The organism is Streptomyces sp. A01, assembly GCF_059026195.1.
Window position 1 is genome coordinate 128,970 of sequence record NZ_JBWLKN010000020.1, and the last position, 14,393, is coordinate 143,362.

General features: G+C 70.3%; 10 protein-coding genes. 9 read left to right on the top strand and 1 reads right to left on the bottom strand.

Features of this window, described 5'->3' with window-relative positions; translation table 11 throughout:
• The first annotated feature begins 165 nt into the window (after window positions 1–165).
• From AC5P1B_RS25310 to AC5P1B_RS25340, 7 genes are all read left to right on the top strand, one after another.
• Entirely contained in the window at window positions 166–597 is a 432-nt protein-coding gene (locus AC5P1B_RS25310) for a DUF3499 domain-containing protein (RefSeq protein ID WP_493889915.1), read from the top strand.
• Window positions 598–875: 278 nt separating this feature from the next.
• Window positions 876–2,492, top strand: a complete 1,617-nt coding sequence (locus AC5P1B_RS25315) for an L-lactate permease (protein WP_493889916.1) — start codon at window positions 876–878, stop codon at window positions 2,490–2,492.
• A 250-nt stretch (window positions 2,493–2,742) separates the two neighbouring features.
• The gene (locus AC5P1B_RS25320; RefSeq protein ID WP_493889917.1) at window positions 2,743–4,101 is read left to right on the top strand and encodes a phosphomannomutase/phosphoglucomutase; all 1,359 of its coding nucleotides are present in this window, start codon (window positions 2,743–2,745) and stop codon (window positions 4,099–4,101) included.
• 301 nt (window positions 4,102–4,402) lie between these two features.
• Entirely contained in the window at window positions 4,403–4,585 is a 183-nt protein-coding gene (locus AC5P1B_RS25325) for a Trm112 family protein (protein ID WP_493889919.1), read from the top strand.
• Window positions 4,586–4,631: 46 nt separating this feature from the next.
• Window positions 4,632–6,146: an SIS domain-containing protein gene (locus AC5P1B_RS25330; protein ID WP_493889920.1), complete on the top strand. Its 1,515-nt coding sequence runs from the start codon at window positions 4,632–4,634 to the stop codon at window positions 6,144–6,146.
• Window positions 6,147–6,460: 314 nt separating this feature from the next.
• The gene (gene manA, locus AC5P1B_RS25335; RefSeq protein WP_493889922.1) at window positions 6,461–7,717 is read left to right on the top strand and encodes a mannose-6-phosphate isomerase, class I; all 1,257 of its coding nucleotides are present in this window, start codon (window positions 6,461–6,463) and stop codon (window positions 7,715–7,717) included.
• 110 nt (window positions 7,718–7,827) lie between these two features.
• Entirely contained in the window at window positions 7,828–8,814 is a 987-nt protein-coding gene (locus AC5P1B_RS25340; protein WP_493889924.1) for a cation diffusion facilitator family transporter, read from the top strand.
• 316 nt (window positions 8,815–9,130) lie between these two features.
• On the opposite strand, the gene AC5P1B_RS25345 is transcribed toward AC5P1B_RS25340, so the two are convergent.
• On the bottom strand, window positions 9,131–11,308 hold the full coding sequence (locus AC5P1B_RS25345) for a fructose-specific PTS transporter subunit EIIC (protein ID WP_493889926.1): 2,178 nt from the start codon (window positions 11,306–11,308) through the stop codon (window positions 9,131–9,133).
• 384 nt (window positions 11,309–11,692) lie between these two features.
• Here AC5P1B_RS25345 and ahcY point away from each other — a divergent pair, with 384 nt between their 5' ends.
• Window positions 11,693–13,153, top strand: coding sequence for an adenosylhomocysteinase (gene ahcY, locus AC5P1B_RS25350; protein ID WP_493889928.1), 1,461 nt, complete (start codon window positions 11,693–11,695; stop codon window positions 13,151–13,153).
• 170 nt (window positions 13,154–13,323) lie between these two features.
• A complete protein-coding gene (locus AC5P1B_RS25355) occupies window positions 13,324–13,938 on the top strand; it encodes a hypothetical protein (RefSeq protein ID WP_493889930.1) in 615 nt (204 codons plus the stop codon).
• Window positions 13,939–14,393 lie beyond the last annotated feature (455 nt).

Here is a 14,393-nt window from a genome sequence, read left to right on the forward strand (position 1 = left end):
GCCTCTTGGCTGCTCCACAGCTCGGCGAATGGTGTCAACGGGATCGAATGGTGACAGGAATCATCATCAACGCAATGCGCTGATCACTGGCCTCCCGCAGGTCAGCCTGGTTGGCTGGTCGCCGACTTCATAGGATGAACGAGGACGACACGGTGGAGTGAGCTCATGGAGAGTCATCGCGGCCCGCTCAAGAGTGCGGTAGCGTCCAACGTCGTGAGCCCTGTACGTCGCTGTTCGCGCACTGCGTGCGGCCGCCCCGCCGTCGCAACGCTGACGTACGTCTACGCGGATTCGACCGCCGTTCTCGGGCCGCTCGCCACCTACGCCGAGCCCCACTGCTACGACCTCTGTTCGGAGCACTCGGAACGGCTGACCGCCCCACGTGGCTGGGAGGTCGTCCGGCTCGCCGTGGACACCGGCCCCACCCGTCCCAGCGGTGACGATCTCGAAGCGCTCGCCAACGCGGTGCGTGAGGCCGCCCGGCCGCAGCAACGCGCCGCAGCACAGGGCGCCGTCGGGCCGAACGGCAGGGAAGCCGACCCGATGGAGGTCGCCCGCCGCGCCCACCTGCGGGTTCTCCGTTCGCCCGACTCCTGAGCGCGGGTTCTTCCGCACTGTTCCTCGGCCTCACCACGTCCTCCCACCGGTCTCCCACGCTGCTCTCCGCCATCTCATCGGCACCGACAGCTGCCTGCCCTGTGCCGCCCGCGTCCCGCCGCGCGCACCCCCCTCCGCACCACCGCTGCCCCACCGGTCCGTCCGGTCCGGCCATCCGGTCCGGCCGTCCGGCCGAGCCGGATCGTGGTGGGTCCTGACCGGAGTATTGACTCCCGTTTGTCGCGGACACGACCATTCCCCTACTCCGGGAGGTCCGTTTGTTCGTGCAGCATCTGGAGCCGGTCGCCGGTTCGCTCGGCGTGTCCGCGCTCGTCGCAGCCCTTCCCCTCGCCACCGTCCTCGTCCTGCTCGGCGCGGTGCGCGTACGGGCCCACTACGCCGGACTGAGCGGCCTCGCCGTCGCCGTGCTGGTGGCCTGGCTCGCGTACGAGATGCCCCTCGGCCAGACCCTCTCCAGTGGCGCGCAAGGCGTCCTGTTCGGCCTATTCCCCATCATGTGGATCGTCGTCAACGCGCTCTGGGTCTACCGGATGACGCTCCGCACCGCCCATTTCGACGTGCTCCGCCGTTCCTTCAGCCGGCTCTCCGCCGACCCGCGCGTCCAGGCGCTGGTCGTCGCCTTCTGCTTCGGGGCACTGCTGGAGGCGCTGGCCGGTTTCGGGGCGCCGGTCGCGATCTGCTCCGTCATGCTGGTGGCCCTTGGCTTCGACCCGGTCAAAGCCGCCGTTGTGGCGCTGGTCGCCAACACCGCCCCGGTCGCCTTCGGCGCCATGGGCACCCCTGTGGTCACCCTCGCCCAGGTCACCGGACTGCCGCTGGACACCGTCGCCTCCGTCGTCGGCCGCCAGACCCCCCTGCTCGCGCTCGTCGTGCCGCTGCTGCTGGTGGTGCTGGTCGACGGCAGGCGCGGGCTGCGCGAGACCTGGCTGCCCGCGCTCGCCTGCGGCGTCGCCTTCGCCGTCGCGCAATTCGCCGCAGCGAACTACGTATCCGCCCAACTCGCCGACATCGGCGCCGCGCTCGCCGGAGCGGCGGCCCTCGTCGCCGTTCCCTCGGCCCGCCGCCCCGCCGAGGAACCCGTACGGGCCACCGTGCTCACCGGAACCCGCAGCGACGACCTGGACCGGGAGGACCCGCGCCCCGAGGTGCTGCGCGCGTACGCCCCGTACGCCCTGATCGTCGCCGTCTTCTCGGTCGCGCAGCTCGAACCCGTCAAAGACCTGCTGGCGGAGGCCACCCAGACCTTCGACTGGCCGTTCCTCGACGTGGCCGACGCCGAGGGAGCACGCGTCGGCGGCAACGTCTTCGCGCTGCCGCTGGTCTCCACCGGCGGCACGCTGGTGCTGCTCGCCGGGCTCGGCACCGCCCTGGTGCTGCGTGTGCCGGGGCGGGCCGCGCTGACGGAATGGCTGGCCACGGTGCGCGAGCTGCGGCACGCGATCCTCACCGTCACCTCCGTACTCGCCCTCGCGTACGTGATGAACCTGTCCGGGCAGGCCGCCACCATCGGCCACTTCGTCGCCGCCGCCGGAGCCGGGCTCGCCTTCCTCTCGCCCGTACTCGGCTGGTTCGGTGTCGCCGTCACCGGCTCGGACACCTCAGCGAACGCCCTCTTCGGCGGGCTCCAGGTGACCGCGGCCCGGGAGTCGGGGCTCTCGCCCGAACTGCTCGCCGCCGCCAACAGCTCAGGCGGCGTCCTCGGCAAGATGATCTCTCCGCAGAACCTCACGATCGCGTGCGCGGCGGTCGGCCTCCAGGGAAGGGAAGGCGACCTGCTGCGCAAGGTGCTGCCGTGGAGCCTGGGACTGCTGCTGGTGATGTGCCTGATCGTGCTGGCCCAGAGCACGTGGGTCCTCGGGTGGATGCTGCCGTAGGAGGAGCCGCCCTGGCAGAGCGAAGGGGTGTGCCCCGTCGAGGGCGCGGGGAACGGTGCGACCAGCCACGACACACCCGCGGTCCGTGACGCGCGGACAGGGGCTCCCGCTCCCCGGCACGATCCGCCGGACACGGCCTGGAGGTGGCTCAGCGTGCCGCGCGCGGGCGAAGGATGAGGCGGCTCACACGGAACCACCGGTGACCACGGGTAGATTTGGCACTCCTCAAGGACTCCAGGAGGGGTAGGCCGTGGCTGATCTGCTGCAGATCGTGAAGGCGTACGACGTGCGCGGGGTGGTCCCCGACCAGTGGGACGAGGGGCTGGCCGAGTTTTTCGGCGCCGCCTTCGCACGAGTGACCGACGCGAACGCGATCGTCGTCGGCCACGACATGCGCCCCTCGTCGCCAGGGCTCTCGCGGGCGTTCGCCAAGGGCGCCGCGGCGCTCGGCGTCAACGTGACCGAGATCGGCCTGTGCTCCACCGACGAGCTGTACTTCGCGAGCGGGCAGTTCGACCTGCCCGGCGCCATGTTCACCGCCAGCCACAACCCGGCGCAGTACAACGGCATCAAGATGTGCCGGGCGGGCGCCGCCCCCGTGGGCCAGGACTCCGGCCTCGCGGAGATCCGGGCCCTCGTGGAGGTCTGGGCCGAGACGGGCGGTCCCGAACCGACCGGCACCGAGGGCCGGATCTCCCAGCGCGACGTGCTCGCCGACTACGCCGCCCACCTGCGCGCCCTCGTGGACCTGAGGTCGAGCAGGCCACTGAAGGCCGTCGTGGACGCGGGCAACGGCATGGGCGGCCACACCGTCCCCACCGTCTTCGACGGCCTGCCGATCGACCTCGTCCCCATGTACTTCGAGCTGGACGGCACGTTCCCCAACCACGAGGCCAACCCGCTCGACCCGAAGAACATCGTCGACCTCCAGGCCCGGGTACGGGAGACGGGAGCCGACATCGGCCTCGCCTTCGACGGCGACGCAGACCGCTGCTTCGTCGTCGACGAGCGCGGCGAGCCGATTTCCCCTTCCGCGATCACCGCACTGGTCGCCGAGCGCGAACTCGCCAAGCACCCGGGCGGCACCGTCATCCACAACTGCATCACCTCCAGGTCGGTGCCCGAGGTGGTCAAGGAGCACGGCGGCAAGGCGGTCCGTACCCGCGTCGGCCACTCCTTCATCAAGGGGGAGATGGCCCGCACCGGCGCCATCTTCGGCGGCGAGCACTCCGCGCACTACTACTTCCGCGACTTCTGGAACGCCGACACCGGCATGCTGGCCGCGCTGCACGTGCTCGCCGCCCTCGGTGAGCAGCAAGGCCCGCTGTCGCAGCTCGTCGCGCAGTACGACCGCTACGCCGCCTCCGGCGAGATCAACAGCACCGTCGCGGACCAGCCCGGCCGCGCCGAAGCGGTCAGGGCCGAGTACGCCGGGCGCGAGGGCGCCGAGCTGGACGAACTCGACGGCCTGACCGTCACCACCGCCGACTGGTGGTTCAACCTCCGCGCCTCCAACACGGAGCCGCTGCTGCGCCTGAACGTGGAGGCGCGCGACGCCGAGACCGTCGCCCGCATCCGCGACGAGGTCCTGGCGATCGTCCGCGCGTAGCGGCAGGAGCGGCGCGGGAGAGCGGTGGCTGTGCGGCGCCACGTGGATGGCCTCCAGGCTGTCCGCCCTGCGGCCGATGGCGGGATACCGCCCCCGCGGCGCTGGCGGACGATCCGGGGCCGGGGCGATGCGCTGCTGCTGCCGCCGCCGGCGGCTCGTCGTGGGGGCCGGTGACGGAGCGGCTCCCTGACCGGGTACGCCCGGTCGGCTCGCCCCTGTTGCGACGCACCGCGGCAGACCGCCCGCGTGTCCACAGCGGTACCCTGGCGACACAGTGATTGCCCGCCCCGAAAGGAAGCTCATGCCGGTCGAAGCCAGTCTGCTGGAGATCCTTGCCTGTCCGGCGTGCCATGCCCCGCTGCGAGAGGAGTCGGACGCGCGGACTCCGGAGCTGGTGTGCGACGGCGAGGGCTGCGACCTGGCCTATCCGATCCGGGACGGCATCCCTGTGCTTCTCGTGGATGAGGCTCGCCGCCCGGCCTGAGCGAGCACGGCCCTAGCCATCCACGGTGATCGGAGGCTGACGCACCATGCTCGACGAATCGCTCCTAGACGCCCCAGAGGCACTGGCCCGCGCTGATACGCGTGGGCTGCTGCGCGGAGCGGCGGAGTCCGGAGCGCGGGTGCGGATGGCTGCCCGCCTCTCCGCCGAGGCCGGGATCGCCAACCTCGAACCCGATGGCAGACCACGCTGCGTCCTGGTGGCCGGGCCGGCGAGCGTGAGCGGCTGCTCCGCCGATCTGCTCGGCGCGCTCAGCGGCGGCGGCATCCCCGTCTCCTTGATCCGTTCGCACGGAGTCGCCCCCGCGGGCGGCGCCCTGCGCTGGACGCTGCCCGGCTGGGTCGGCCCGATGGACCTGCTGGTCATTCCCACACCGGATGGCGACGAGCCGGGGCTGACCCTGCTGGTCGAGCAGGCCTACCGGCGGGGGTGCTCGATCGTGGCCGTGGCCCCGGCGGGCTCCCCACTCACCGAAGCGGCGGCGCAGGCCCGTGGCCTCGTACTCCCGGCGGCCTCCGCCCCCCGCGCGGACTTCTCACGCGGCGCGAGCCCGTACAGCCCCGGCCCGTACGACGAGACCGCCCCACACGACGGTACGAAAGACAGCACGAACGACAGCACGAACGGCAACGAGCACGACAACGAGAACGACAGCAAGCACGACGGCACGTACGGCGGAACCGCGCCGGGCGAGCCGAGTGAGCCGGGTGAGGAGCCCGAAGGGCAGGACGACAGGCCGGGCGACAGGCCAGGCGGCACGCCGGATGAGACGGCGCCCGCAGTGGGGGACCTGGCCTCGGGGGACCTCGGCTACGACGAGCGCGCCTCCGGTGCCAGTGGTCACATCGACGCTGGTGAGGTCGGTGATGCCACCGCCCTCGCGGCGAACCTGACCAACCCCTACGCACCGTCCGAGCCGCCCGGCGCGCTCTGGGCAGTACTCATCCCGCTGCTCGCGCTGACCGACCGCATAGGTGTGGTGCACGCGCCGCCGCCGGTGCTGCAACAGGTGGCCGACCGGCTCGACCAGGTCGCCGAGCGCTGCGGGCCCGCCATCGCGACGTACGGCAATCCCGCCAAGACCCTCGCCGCTGAACTCGCGGACGCGCTGCCGCTGGTGTGGACGGAGGGCGATGTCGCCGCCGCCGTCGGGCGCCGCTTCGCGTCACAGCTCGGCGCGCTGGCCGGACGGCCCGCGCTCGCCGCCGAGCTGCCGGACGCCCTGCGGACGCATGGCGCGCTGCTGACGGGAGCGTTCGCTGGAGGAGCGGACCCCGGTGACTTCTTCCGCGACCGCGTCGACGAGCCGGAGGCGTTGCGGGCACGCATCGTCCTGCTCCGCGACGAGCCCGACTCAGACGACCCGACGGCCACTCGCTTCTCGCCCGCCCCCACGGCCCGCAACGTCGCACTCACCCACGACACGGCGATCAGCGAACTAGCACCCGCCGGGGGAAGCCCCCTGGAGAACCTGGCGGAGCTTCTCGCCATCACGGATTTCGCCACCGTTTACCTGGCGCTCGCCTCCACAGAGAGATCATGAGGGCCGGGGGCCGCACGCCCAGCGCGCTGTCCCTCCGGCGCACTCCGGCGTTGGCCCTCGGGCACACTCCGGCGCGGCACAACGCGCCGCTCACACCCGCGCGGCCGTGAGCGTGAGCGTCGGCTCATGCGACAACTGGCGCGAGGCCGCGCGGCGACAGCGGACCGTTCGGCTCAGCGACGGCGTCGCCGACCGCACGGGCAGCGACACCAACCAACTGTGCCGAACACGCTGAACATGCCCACCGTGCCGAACATGTCCGAACACGCAGACCGTGACGAACCTGCCGAACGAACAGTCAGGAACCGACCTCCATGGACCGCCTAGCCAACACCGTGCGCCCCTACGCCTGGGGCTCCGTCACCGCCATCCCGGAGCTGCTCGGCACCGAACCGACCGGTGAGCCGCAGGCCGAACTGTGGATGGGCGCACATCCCGGAGCCCCCTCCCGCGTCGATCGCGGCGCGGGCCCCGCCGCGCTCAACGACGTGATCGCCGCCGCCCCCGACACCGAACTCGGCCCCGACACCGTGCGCCGCTTCGGAGCCCGGCTTCCCTTCCTCTTCAAAATCCTCGCCGCGGGCTCACCGCTCTCCCTCCAGGTCCACCCCGACCTCGAACAGGCCAAGGCGGGATTCGCGGACGAAAAGCGGCGTGGCGTGCCGATCGACGCGCCGCACCGCAACTACAAGGACGCCAACCACAAGCCCGAGCTGATCTGCGCGCTCACCCCCTTCGACGGGCTGTGCGGCTTCCGCGCGCCCGCCGAGGCCGCCGAGCTGCTGGGCGGCCTTGAGGTCGACTCGCTCAAGCCGTACGTCGACATCCTGCGCGCCATGCCGGAGACCGACGCGCTCCGCGAGGTCCTGACCGCCGTCCTGACCGCCGAGCCCGACGCCATGGCGGACACGGTGACGGAGGCGGCCGCCGCCGCCGAGCGACTGGCCGCCGTCGACGGGCCGCACCGTGACGCGTACGCCGCCTGCGCGGCCACCGCGCGCAGCTTCCCCGGCGACCCCGGCGTCATCGCCGCCTTCCTGCTCAACTACGTCCAGCTGCGGCCGGGCGAGGCCCTGTACCTGGGCGCGGGTGTCCCGCACGCCTACCTCAACGGGCTCGGCGTCGAGATCATGGCCAACTCCGACAACGTCCTGCGCTGCGGCCTCACGCCCAAGCACGTCGACGTTCCCGAGCTGTTGCGCGTCGTCCACTTCGCGAGCGGAGCCCCCGGTGTGCTCCGCCCGGAGGCCGACGCGAACGGGGAGGAGCTGTACGCCACACCGATCGACGAGTTCCGGCTCTCGCGGTACGTACTGCCGGCGGGCACCGCCGCGCGCCCGCTGACGGCCGGCGCTCCGCAGATCATCCTCTGCACCTCCGGCGCGGTGACGCTGCGCGCCACGCGGCCCCCCCAGATCCGCGAGGGCGAACAGATCCCCGAGGGCGGGGACGGGAGCGAGAGCGGCGGCGAACTGCGCCTGGCGCCCGGCGAGTCGGCGTATGTCCCAGCCTCGGAGACCGTCGAACTCGCAGGTCAGGGCACGGTCTACCGGGCTACTGTCGCCATTTGACCCCGTGGTTGGCGTACTGGCGTGCGCCAGGCTGCAACAATGGCCCGCCGTAAAGCATCGGCAAAGCGCGAGCGCCGAGTGAAACAGGGCGGAAGGGAAATCCGGCACATATGAGTGCATCAGGCGGAACCAAGGCGATCGTCGCCGCGCTGGTCGCCAACCTGGCCATCGCCGTAGGCAAGTTCGTGGCGTTCGCGTTCAGCGGCTCGTCGTCGATGCTCGCCGAAGGCGTTCACTCGCTCGCGGACTCGGGCAACCAGGGGCTGCTGCTCCTGGGCGGCAAGAAGGCCAAGCGCGAGGCGACCAAGGAACACCCCTTCGGCTACGGCCGCGAGCGCTACATCTACGGCTTCCTCGTCTCCATCGTCCTGTTCACCATCGGCGGTGTCTTCGCGCTCTACGAGGGCTACGAGAAGATCAAGCACCCGCACGAGATCGACCACTGGTACTGGCCGGTCGGTGTCCTCGTCTTCGCGATCATCGCCGAGTCCTTCTCGTTCCGGACCGCGATCAGAGAGTCGAACGAGGTACGCGGCGAGCTCAGCTGGTCCCAATTCGTACGCCGCGCCAAGGCCCCCGAACTCCCGGTCGTCCTCCTCGAAGACCTGGGCGCGCTCGTCGGCCTGATCCTGGCGCTCTGCGGTGTCGGGCTCGCGCTCGGGACGGGCGACGGCGTGTGGGACGGCATCGGCACGCTGTGCATCGGCGTACTGCTGGTGGTGATCGCCATCGTGCTGGCGGCCGAGACGAAGTCGCTGCTGCTCGGTGAGGCGGCCGACGTCGACGAGGTCGTGAAGATCCGCGAGGCCATCGTCGACGGCGAGACCGTCACCCGGCTGATCCACATGCGCACGCTGCACCTCGGGCCTGAGGAGCTGCTGGTGGCCGCCAAGATCGCGGTACGGCACGACGATACGGCGACCCAGGTGGCCGACGCCATCAACGCCGCCGAAAGCCGCATCCGCGCCGCCGCACCGATCGCCCGAGTGATCTACCTGGAACCGGACATCTACCAGGCGGAAGCCGCAGCGCGTGGCATCAACAAGGGCGCGTCCTCCGACGGCCCGACCGATCCTGCCGGACCCGCCGACGACTGAGCCGGTCCACTGGCGCCGCGCACTGGGACAGCCCACCGGCGTCGCACGCTCGACCGAACCGACCGAGGGCCCCAGAACCACGCACATGGTTCCGGGGCCCTCGGCCGTCGGCCCCCTGGCCGCGGGCACCCGAAGCTGAGCGGGCACCAGATCAGGGTGAGCGCTACCTCAGGGGCGTCAGCCCTGGGGAAGCGCTACCTCAGGGGAGAACGACTCAGGGCATTAGCTCAGGAGGCGCTGCCGCCCCGGCGTCGCGAACCCGGCTCCGCCGGGCCGGGTCCGGCGTCGCCAGGCACGCGCCGTCGCCGGACCCGGGCTACTGAATCTCCGCCAGCACGCGCAGAATCGCCGCCGAGTCCGGAGCGGCGAGCAGCCGCTCCCGGAAACCGGCGTCCATCAGCTTCCGCGAGAGCAGTGCCAGGATGCGCAGATGCTCGTCTCCCGCAGCCGCCTCAGGCACCGCGATCATGAAGATCAACTTGGCCTTGGTGCCATCAAGCGACCCCCACTCCACGCCATCGGCAGAACGCGCGAAGCCCACCACCGGTGACGTGACCGCATCCGTCTTCGCATGCGGAATCGCGATCTCCGCACCGAGCCCGGTGGTCCCCTGGTCCTCCCGGGCGAAGGCGACCCGTACCAGTTCCGCCGCGTCCGCGACCCGTCCCGTCGTGGCCAGCAACGCCGCCATCTCCCGTATCGCCGCGTCCTTGCTGTCCGCCGCCAGAGACTCCCTGACGGTCCGCTCACTCAGATATCCGGACAGCACCTCGCCGCCCGCCACCGCCACCGGCTCGCCACCCGCACCCGGCAGCCCTGGACCGGAGTCGCCGACCGCCTGCCGCGCGGCCCCCACCTCGGCCGCTACCTTGGCACCAACCACCGGCTCATCCCCACTGGCCTTCTGGTGCCCACTCCCGAGTGAGCTCCCGCGCTCACCCGCACTAGCCGCTCCGGCATCCGCTGCGCCCGCACGGGCATCCGCCGCCGCGTCCGCCTTGGCGCCGAACGACATGAACGCCACCGTCGCGAGCGCCGTCACCGCCGTGCCGATAGCGACGGCGACAAAGAACATGGGGACGCCGCCCACGGCACCGAGTACCGCGACGATCGGCCCCCCGTGCGGCACCGCGTCCGTGACCGTCGCCAGACCGGCGACCGCACCGGCCGCCGCCCCGCCCAGCATGTTCGCCGGAATGACCTGCGCCGGTCGCGCCGCGGCGAACGGGATGGCGCCCTCGGTGATACCGAAGAAACCCATGAACAACGCCGCGAGCCCGGTTTCCCGCTCCTGCTCGTCGTAGAACCTGCGGCGCAGCAGCGTGGCCAGACCCTGCCCGAGCGGCGGTACCGGGATGGCCGCCGCGCACATGCCCATGATCTCGGGGTTCTTGGAGACCAGCCCGGCCCCGAAGAGAAACGCCGTTTTGTTCACCGGACCGCCCATGTCGAACGCGATCATGAGGCCGAGGATGATGCCGAGAAGTGCGGCACTGGTGCCCGTGAGGTCGCCAAGCCAGCTGGTGAGGTGCTCGAAGACCCAGGCGATGGGGTTGCCGACCACGTAGATGAAGAACATGCCCAGCGCCGTGGTCGCCACGATGGGGATCACGATGATCGGCATGATCGGCTGGACGAACTTGGGGACCTTGACCTTCTTGATCCACAACACCAGGTAACCGGCGAGGAAGCCCGTGACGATCGCCCCGATGAACCCGGCGCCCGCCTCCGAGTCGTACAGCTCCCCGTGCGCGGCGATCCAGCCGCCCACCATGCCCGGCACGAGCGCGGGCCGGTCGGCGATGGCGTAGGCGATGTACCCCGAGAGGATGGGGATCATCAGCTCGAACCCGATGGTGCCGATGTCGTTGACGGTCTTCCAGACGGAGTCTTCGGGGATGACGAGGCCCTTGGACGTCGTGTCACCGCCGAGCGCGAGCGAGATCGCGATCAGCAGACCGCCGACGACGACGAACGGAATCATGTACGAGACGCCGTTCATCAGCGCCTTGTACGTGACGCTCCGCTCCTTGCCCCCTGTCCCGCCGCCCGCGCGGCCACCGCCGCCTGCCCCGCCGGAGCCCGACGCACCACGCCCGGCTCCCGCGCCGCCCGCCCCGCCCGTGTCCATACCGTGGACGGGCGCCTCCCGCGCCAGCTCGATCAACCGCTCGGGACGTCGGATGCCGTCGGCGACACCGGTGGCCAGCACCCGCTTACCGACGAACCGACTGAGGTCGACATCCTTGTCGGCCGCGACAATGACGGCGTCAGCGTTCTTGACATCGTTGTCGGAGAGTACATTTTCAGCCCCGATCGACCCTTGGGTCTCCACCTTCATGCTGTGCCCGAGCGCTTCCGCAGCCTGGGCCAGCTTCTCCGCTGCCATATATGTGTGGGCGATCCCGGTCGGGCAGGCGGTTACCGCGAGCAACTTGAGCCCGCGCCCGCCCGCCCCCGCCCCGCCGGGCGCATCGGCTGAACTGGTGGTCACGTGGTTCTCCTAACAGGTCATCGAGCACGAGACGTGTGCGGATGGTCTCGCGTACCCCGCATCCTGCAACACGCCGAGGACCACGACCAAGCGGTCTGCACCCTTCATCACCCGCTCTCCGGGGCAGGCTGGAAACGGCTGAGAGGACACCACATCCGCCCGGCGCGGCCCAGAGGGGGACTGGGGTTCGCTGGGCCGATCGGTGTAGATTCGTCATCAGTGCCAGACGTCGCTGCTGATGGCGGTCGGGCGGACCGCGACGTGGTCCGGCCGAGGGAGAGAGGGCCTCCGACGGACTGCGCTGCGACCAGGGGACGGCTCTGTCCACTACCGCATGCCCAGCCGAACACTCTCTCCACTCCAACCGACTGAGGAGCAGCATCCATGACGACAGCTGACGCCACCGGCCAGGACTTCAAGGTCGCCGACTTGTCTCTGGCCGACTTCGGCCGCAAGGAGATCACCCTCGCCGAGCACGAGATGCCCGGCCTGATGTCGATCCGCGCCGAATACGCCGACGCTCAGCCGCTCGCCGGTGCCCGCGTGACCGGCTCGCTCCACATGACGGTGCAGACCGCCGTCCTCATCGAGACCCTGACCGCGCTCGGCGCCGAGGTCCGCTGGGCCTCCTGCAACATCTTCTCCACCCAGGACCACGCCGCGGCCGCCGTGGCCGTCGGCCCGAACGGCACTCCGGACAACCCGCAGGGCGTCCCGGTCTTCGCCTGGAAGGGCGAGACGCTGGAGGAGTACTGGTGGTGCACGGAGCAGGCGCTGACCTGGCCGGGCACCGCCACCGGCGGCCCGAACATGATCCTGGACGACGGCGGTGACGCGACTCTCCTCGTCCACAAGGGCGTCGAGTACGAGAAGGCCGGTGCGGCCCCGGATGTCGCCACCGCCGAGAACGACGAGCACCGCGTCATCCTCCAGCTCCTGAACCGCACCCTCGCCGAGAGCCCGCAGAAGTGGACGCAGCTCGCGTCCGAGATCCGCGGCGTGACCGAAGAGACCACCACCGGCGTGCACCGTCTCTACGAGATGCACCAGGCGGGCACCCTCCTGTTCCCGGCGATCAACGTCAACGACGCCGTCACCAAGTCGAAGTTCGACAACAAGTACGGCTGCCGCCACTCCCTGGTCGACGGCATCAACCGCGCCACCGACGTCCTCATCGGCGGCAAGGTCGCGGTCATCTGCGGCTACGGCGACGTGGGCAAGGGCTGCGCGGAGTCGCTGCGCGGCCAGGGCGCCCGAGTGATCGTGACCGAGGTCGACCCCATCTGCGCCCTCCAGGCGGCGATGGACGGCTACCAGGTCACGACGCTGGATGACGTGGTCGAGACCGCGGACATCTTCATCACCACGACCGGCAACAAGGACATCATCATGGCCAGTGACATGGCCAAGATGAAGCACCAGGCGATCATCGGGAACATCGGCCACTTCGACAACGAGATCGACATGGCCGGTCTCGCCGCCATCCCTGGCGTCGTCAAGGACGAGGTCAAGCCGCAGGTCCACACCTGGACCTTCCCGGAGGGCAAGAAGCTCATCGTGCTCTCCGAGGGCCGCCTGCTGAACCTGGGCAACGCCACCGGTCACCCGTCGTTCGTCATGTCCAACTCCTTCGCGAACCAGACGATCGCCCAGATCGAGCTCTTCACGAAGCCCGAGGCGTACCCGACGGACGTCTACGTGCTCCCCAAGCACCTCGACGAGAAGGTCGCCCGTCTCCACCTCGACGCGCTCGGCGTGAAGCTGACGACCCTCCGCCCGGACCAGGCCGCTTACATCGGCGTCCCGGTCGAGGGCCCGTACAAGTCCGACCACTACCGCTACTGATCACCTGGCCCGGTCGCTCCGGTCGCGCTCATCCGGGCGCACCCGGCGCGCACCGGCCTGATCACCCCGACAGTCGGTAAAAGGCCCCCGCTCACGGACGGGGCCGCCAGGGCCTGTCCGGTCCAGCCATCGCGCTGGCCGGGCGGGCCTTGGCCCGTCAAGGACTCACGATGCCGCGCGGCCGTTATTCGCTTCATGACCCGCATGACCACACCCCCCTCGGTGAAGAGCACTTCCAGTGCGCCCCCGGCCCCTCCGGCTGGCGCTATGTCTCCCAGCTGACCTCCCCCTCCGGCGAACCGACCGGCTCTGTCGACCTCACCCTCGACGAACTCGGCCGCCCCCTGCGCCTTGAGCTGCACGCCGGCGGCTGGCAGATCCGCGGTGCGGCGATCGACGGCGTCACCTGGGTCCGCTCCGACGCCACCGGAGACCACGCCACCGAAGGCAACGTCCGCGCTCACGCCTTCACCGGCACCTCCCCGGCTTTCCTCATCGCCGCCTCCCGCTTCCTGCGACTCACCCCCGGCGCCCCGGCCACCCGCCTGCGGCTCGTCGCGTTCACCGCCCCCGTACTGGCGCCCCGGACTCTCGACCAGTCCTGGGCACTGCTGAAAAGCGAAGCACACGGCACTGACAGCGGACCCCTGACGGTGGATACGTACCAGGTCAACGAGCTGGACACAGGCGAGCAGCACGAGATCCACCTGGCGGGCGACGTGGTCCTCGCGGCTCCGGGACTCGAACTGGAAGACCTCGAAAGCCCTCCGTCCTCCTTCGCCTGAGGCCGCTGGAAGCCAGTGCGGGAGACAGCGGCACGGGGACCGCTTCCCGCACAGCGACCGGGGCCCCAACACCCGTAGCCGCCGCGGCACCCGCCCGCTTCCGGAGGCGATGTGCGGAGACAGATGCTCACCTGCTAGTCTCCTCTTCGCCCCAAAGGTTCGTTGACACGAGCCCAACGGGGAGGTAGATTCGAACGGTTGCCACGAACTAGACAAGCTCGCAGGCAACGGTTAGTATCTGACTCGCTTCGAGCGTGAATGCAATTCCGCCGAACCAACTTCGAACCCTGATGAGAAACGTGAAGCCGATTTGAATCGGCCAAAACGATTCTGATAAAGTCGGAGCAGCCGAAAGGCAAAGGCCCTCCAACGGCCACTGGAAACAAATTCAGACCAGACCGCGGCTTACGGGAAGCGGAAACGGACTGGAAAAGGATCTGGTAAGGTTGGAAACA

Excerpts from the sequence above, each read along its gene's own strand:
- AC5P1B_RS25310 (WP_493889915.1), top strand. The coding sequence starts at position 166 with ATGGAGAGTCATCGCGGCCCGCTCAAGAGTGCGGTAGCGTCCAACGTC.
- AC5P1B_RS25325 (WP_493889919.1), top strand. The coding sequence starts at position 4,403 with ATGCCGGTCGAAGCCAGTCTGCTGGAGATCCTTGCCTGTCCGGCGTGC.
- AC5P1B_RS25330 (WP_493889920.1), top strand. The coding sequence starts at position 4,632 with ATGCTCGACGAATCGCTCCTAGACGCCCCAGAGGCACTGGCCCGCGCT.
- manA (WP_493889922.1), top strand. The coding sequence starts at position 6,461 with ATGGACCGCCTAGCCAACACCGTGCGCCCCTACGCCTGGGGCTCCGTC.
- AC5P1B_RS25340 (WP_493889924.1), top strand. The coding sequence starts at position 7,828 with ATGAGTGCATCAGGCGGAACCAAGGCGATCGTCGCCGCGCTGGTCGCC.
- ahcY (WP_493889928.1), top strand. The coding sequence starts at position 11,693 with ATGACGACAGCTGACGCCACCGGCCAGGACTTCAAGGTCGCCGACTTG.
- AC5P1B_RS25355 (WP_493889930.1), top strand. The coding sequence starts at position 13,324 with ATGCCGCGCGGCCGTTATTCGCTTCATGACCCGCATGACCACACCCCC.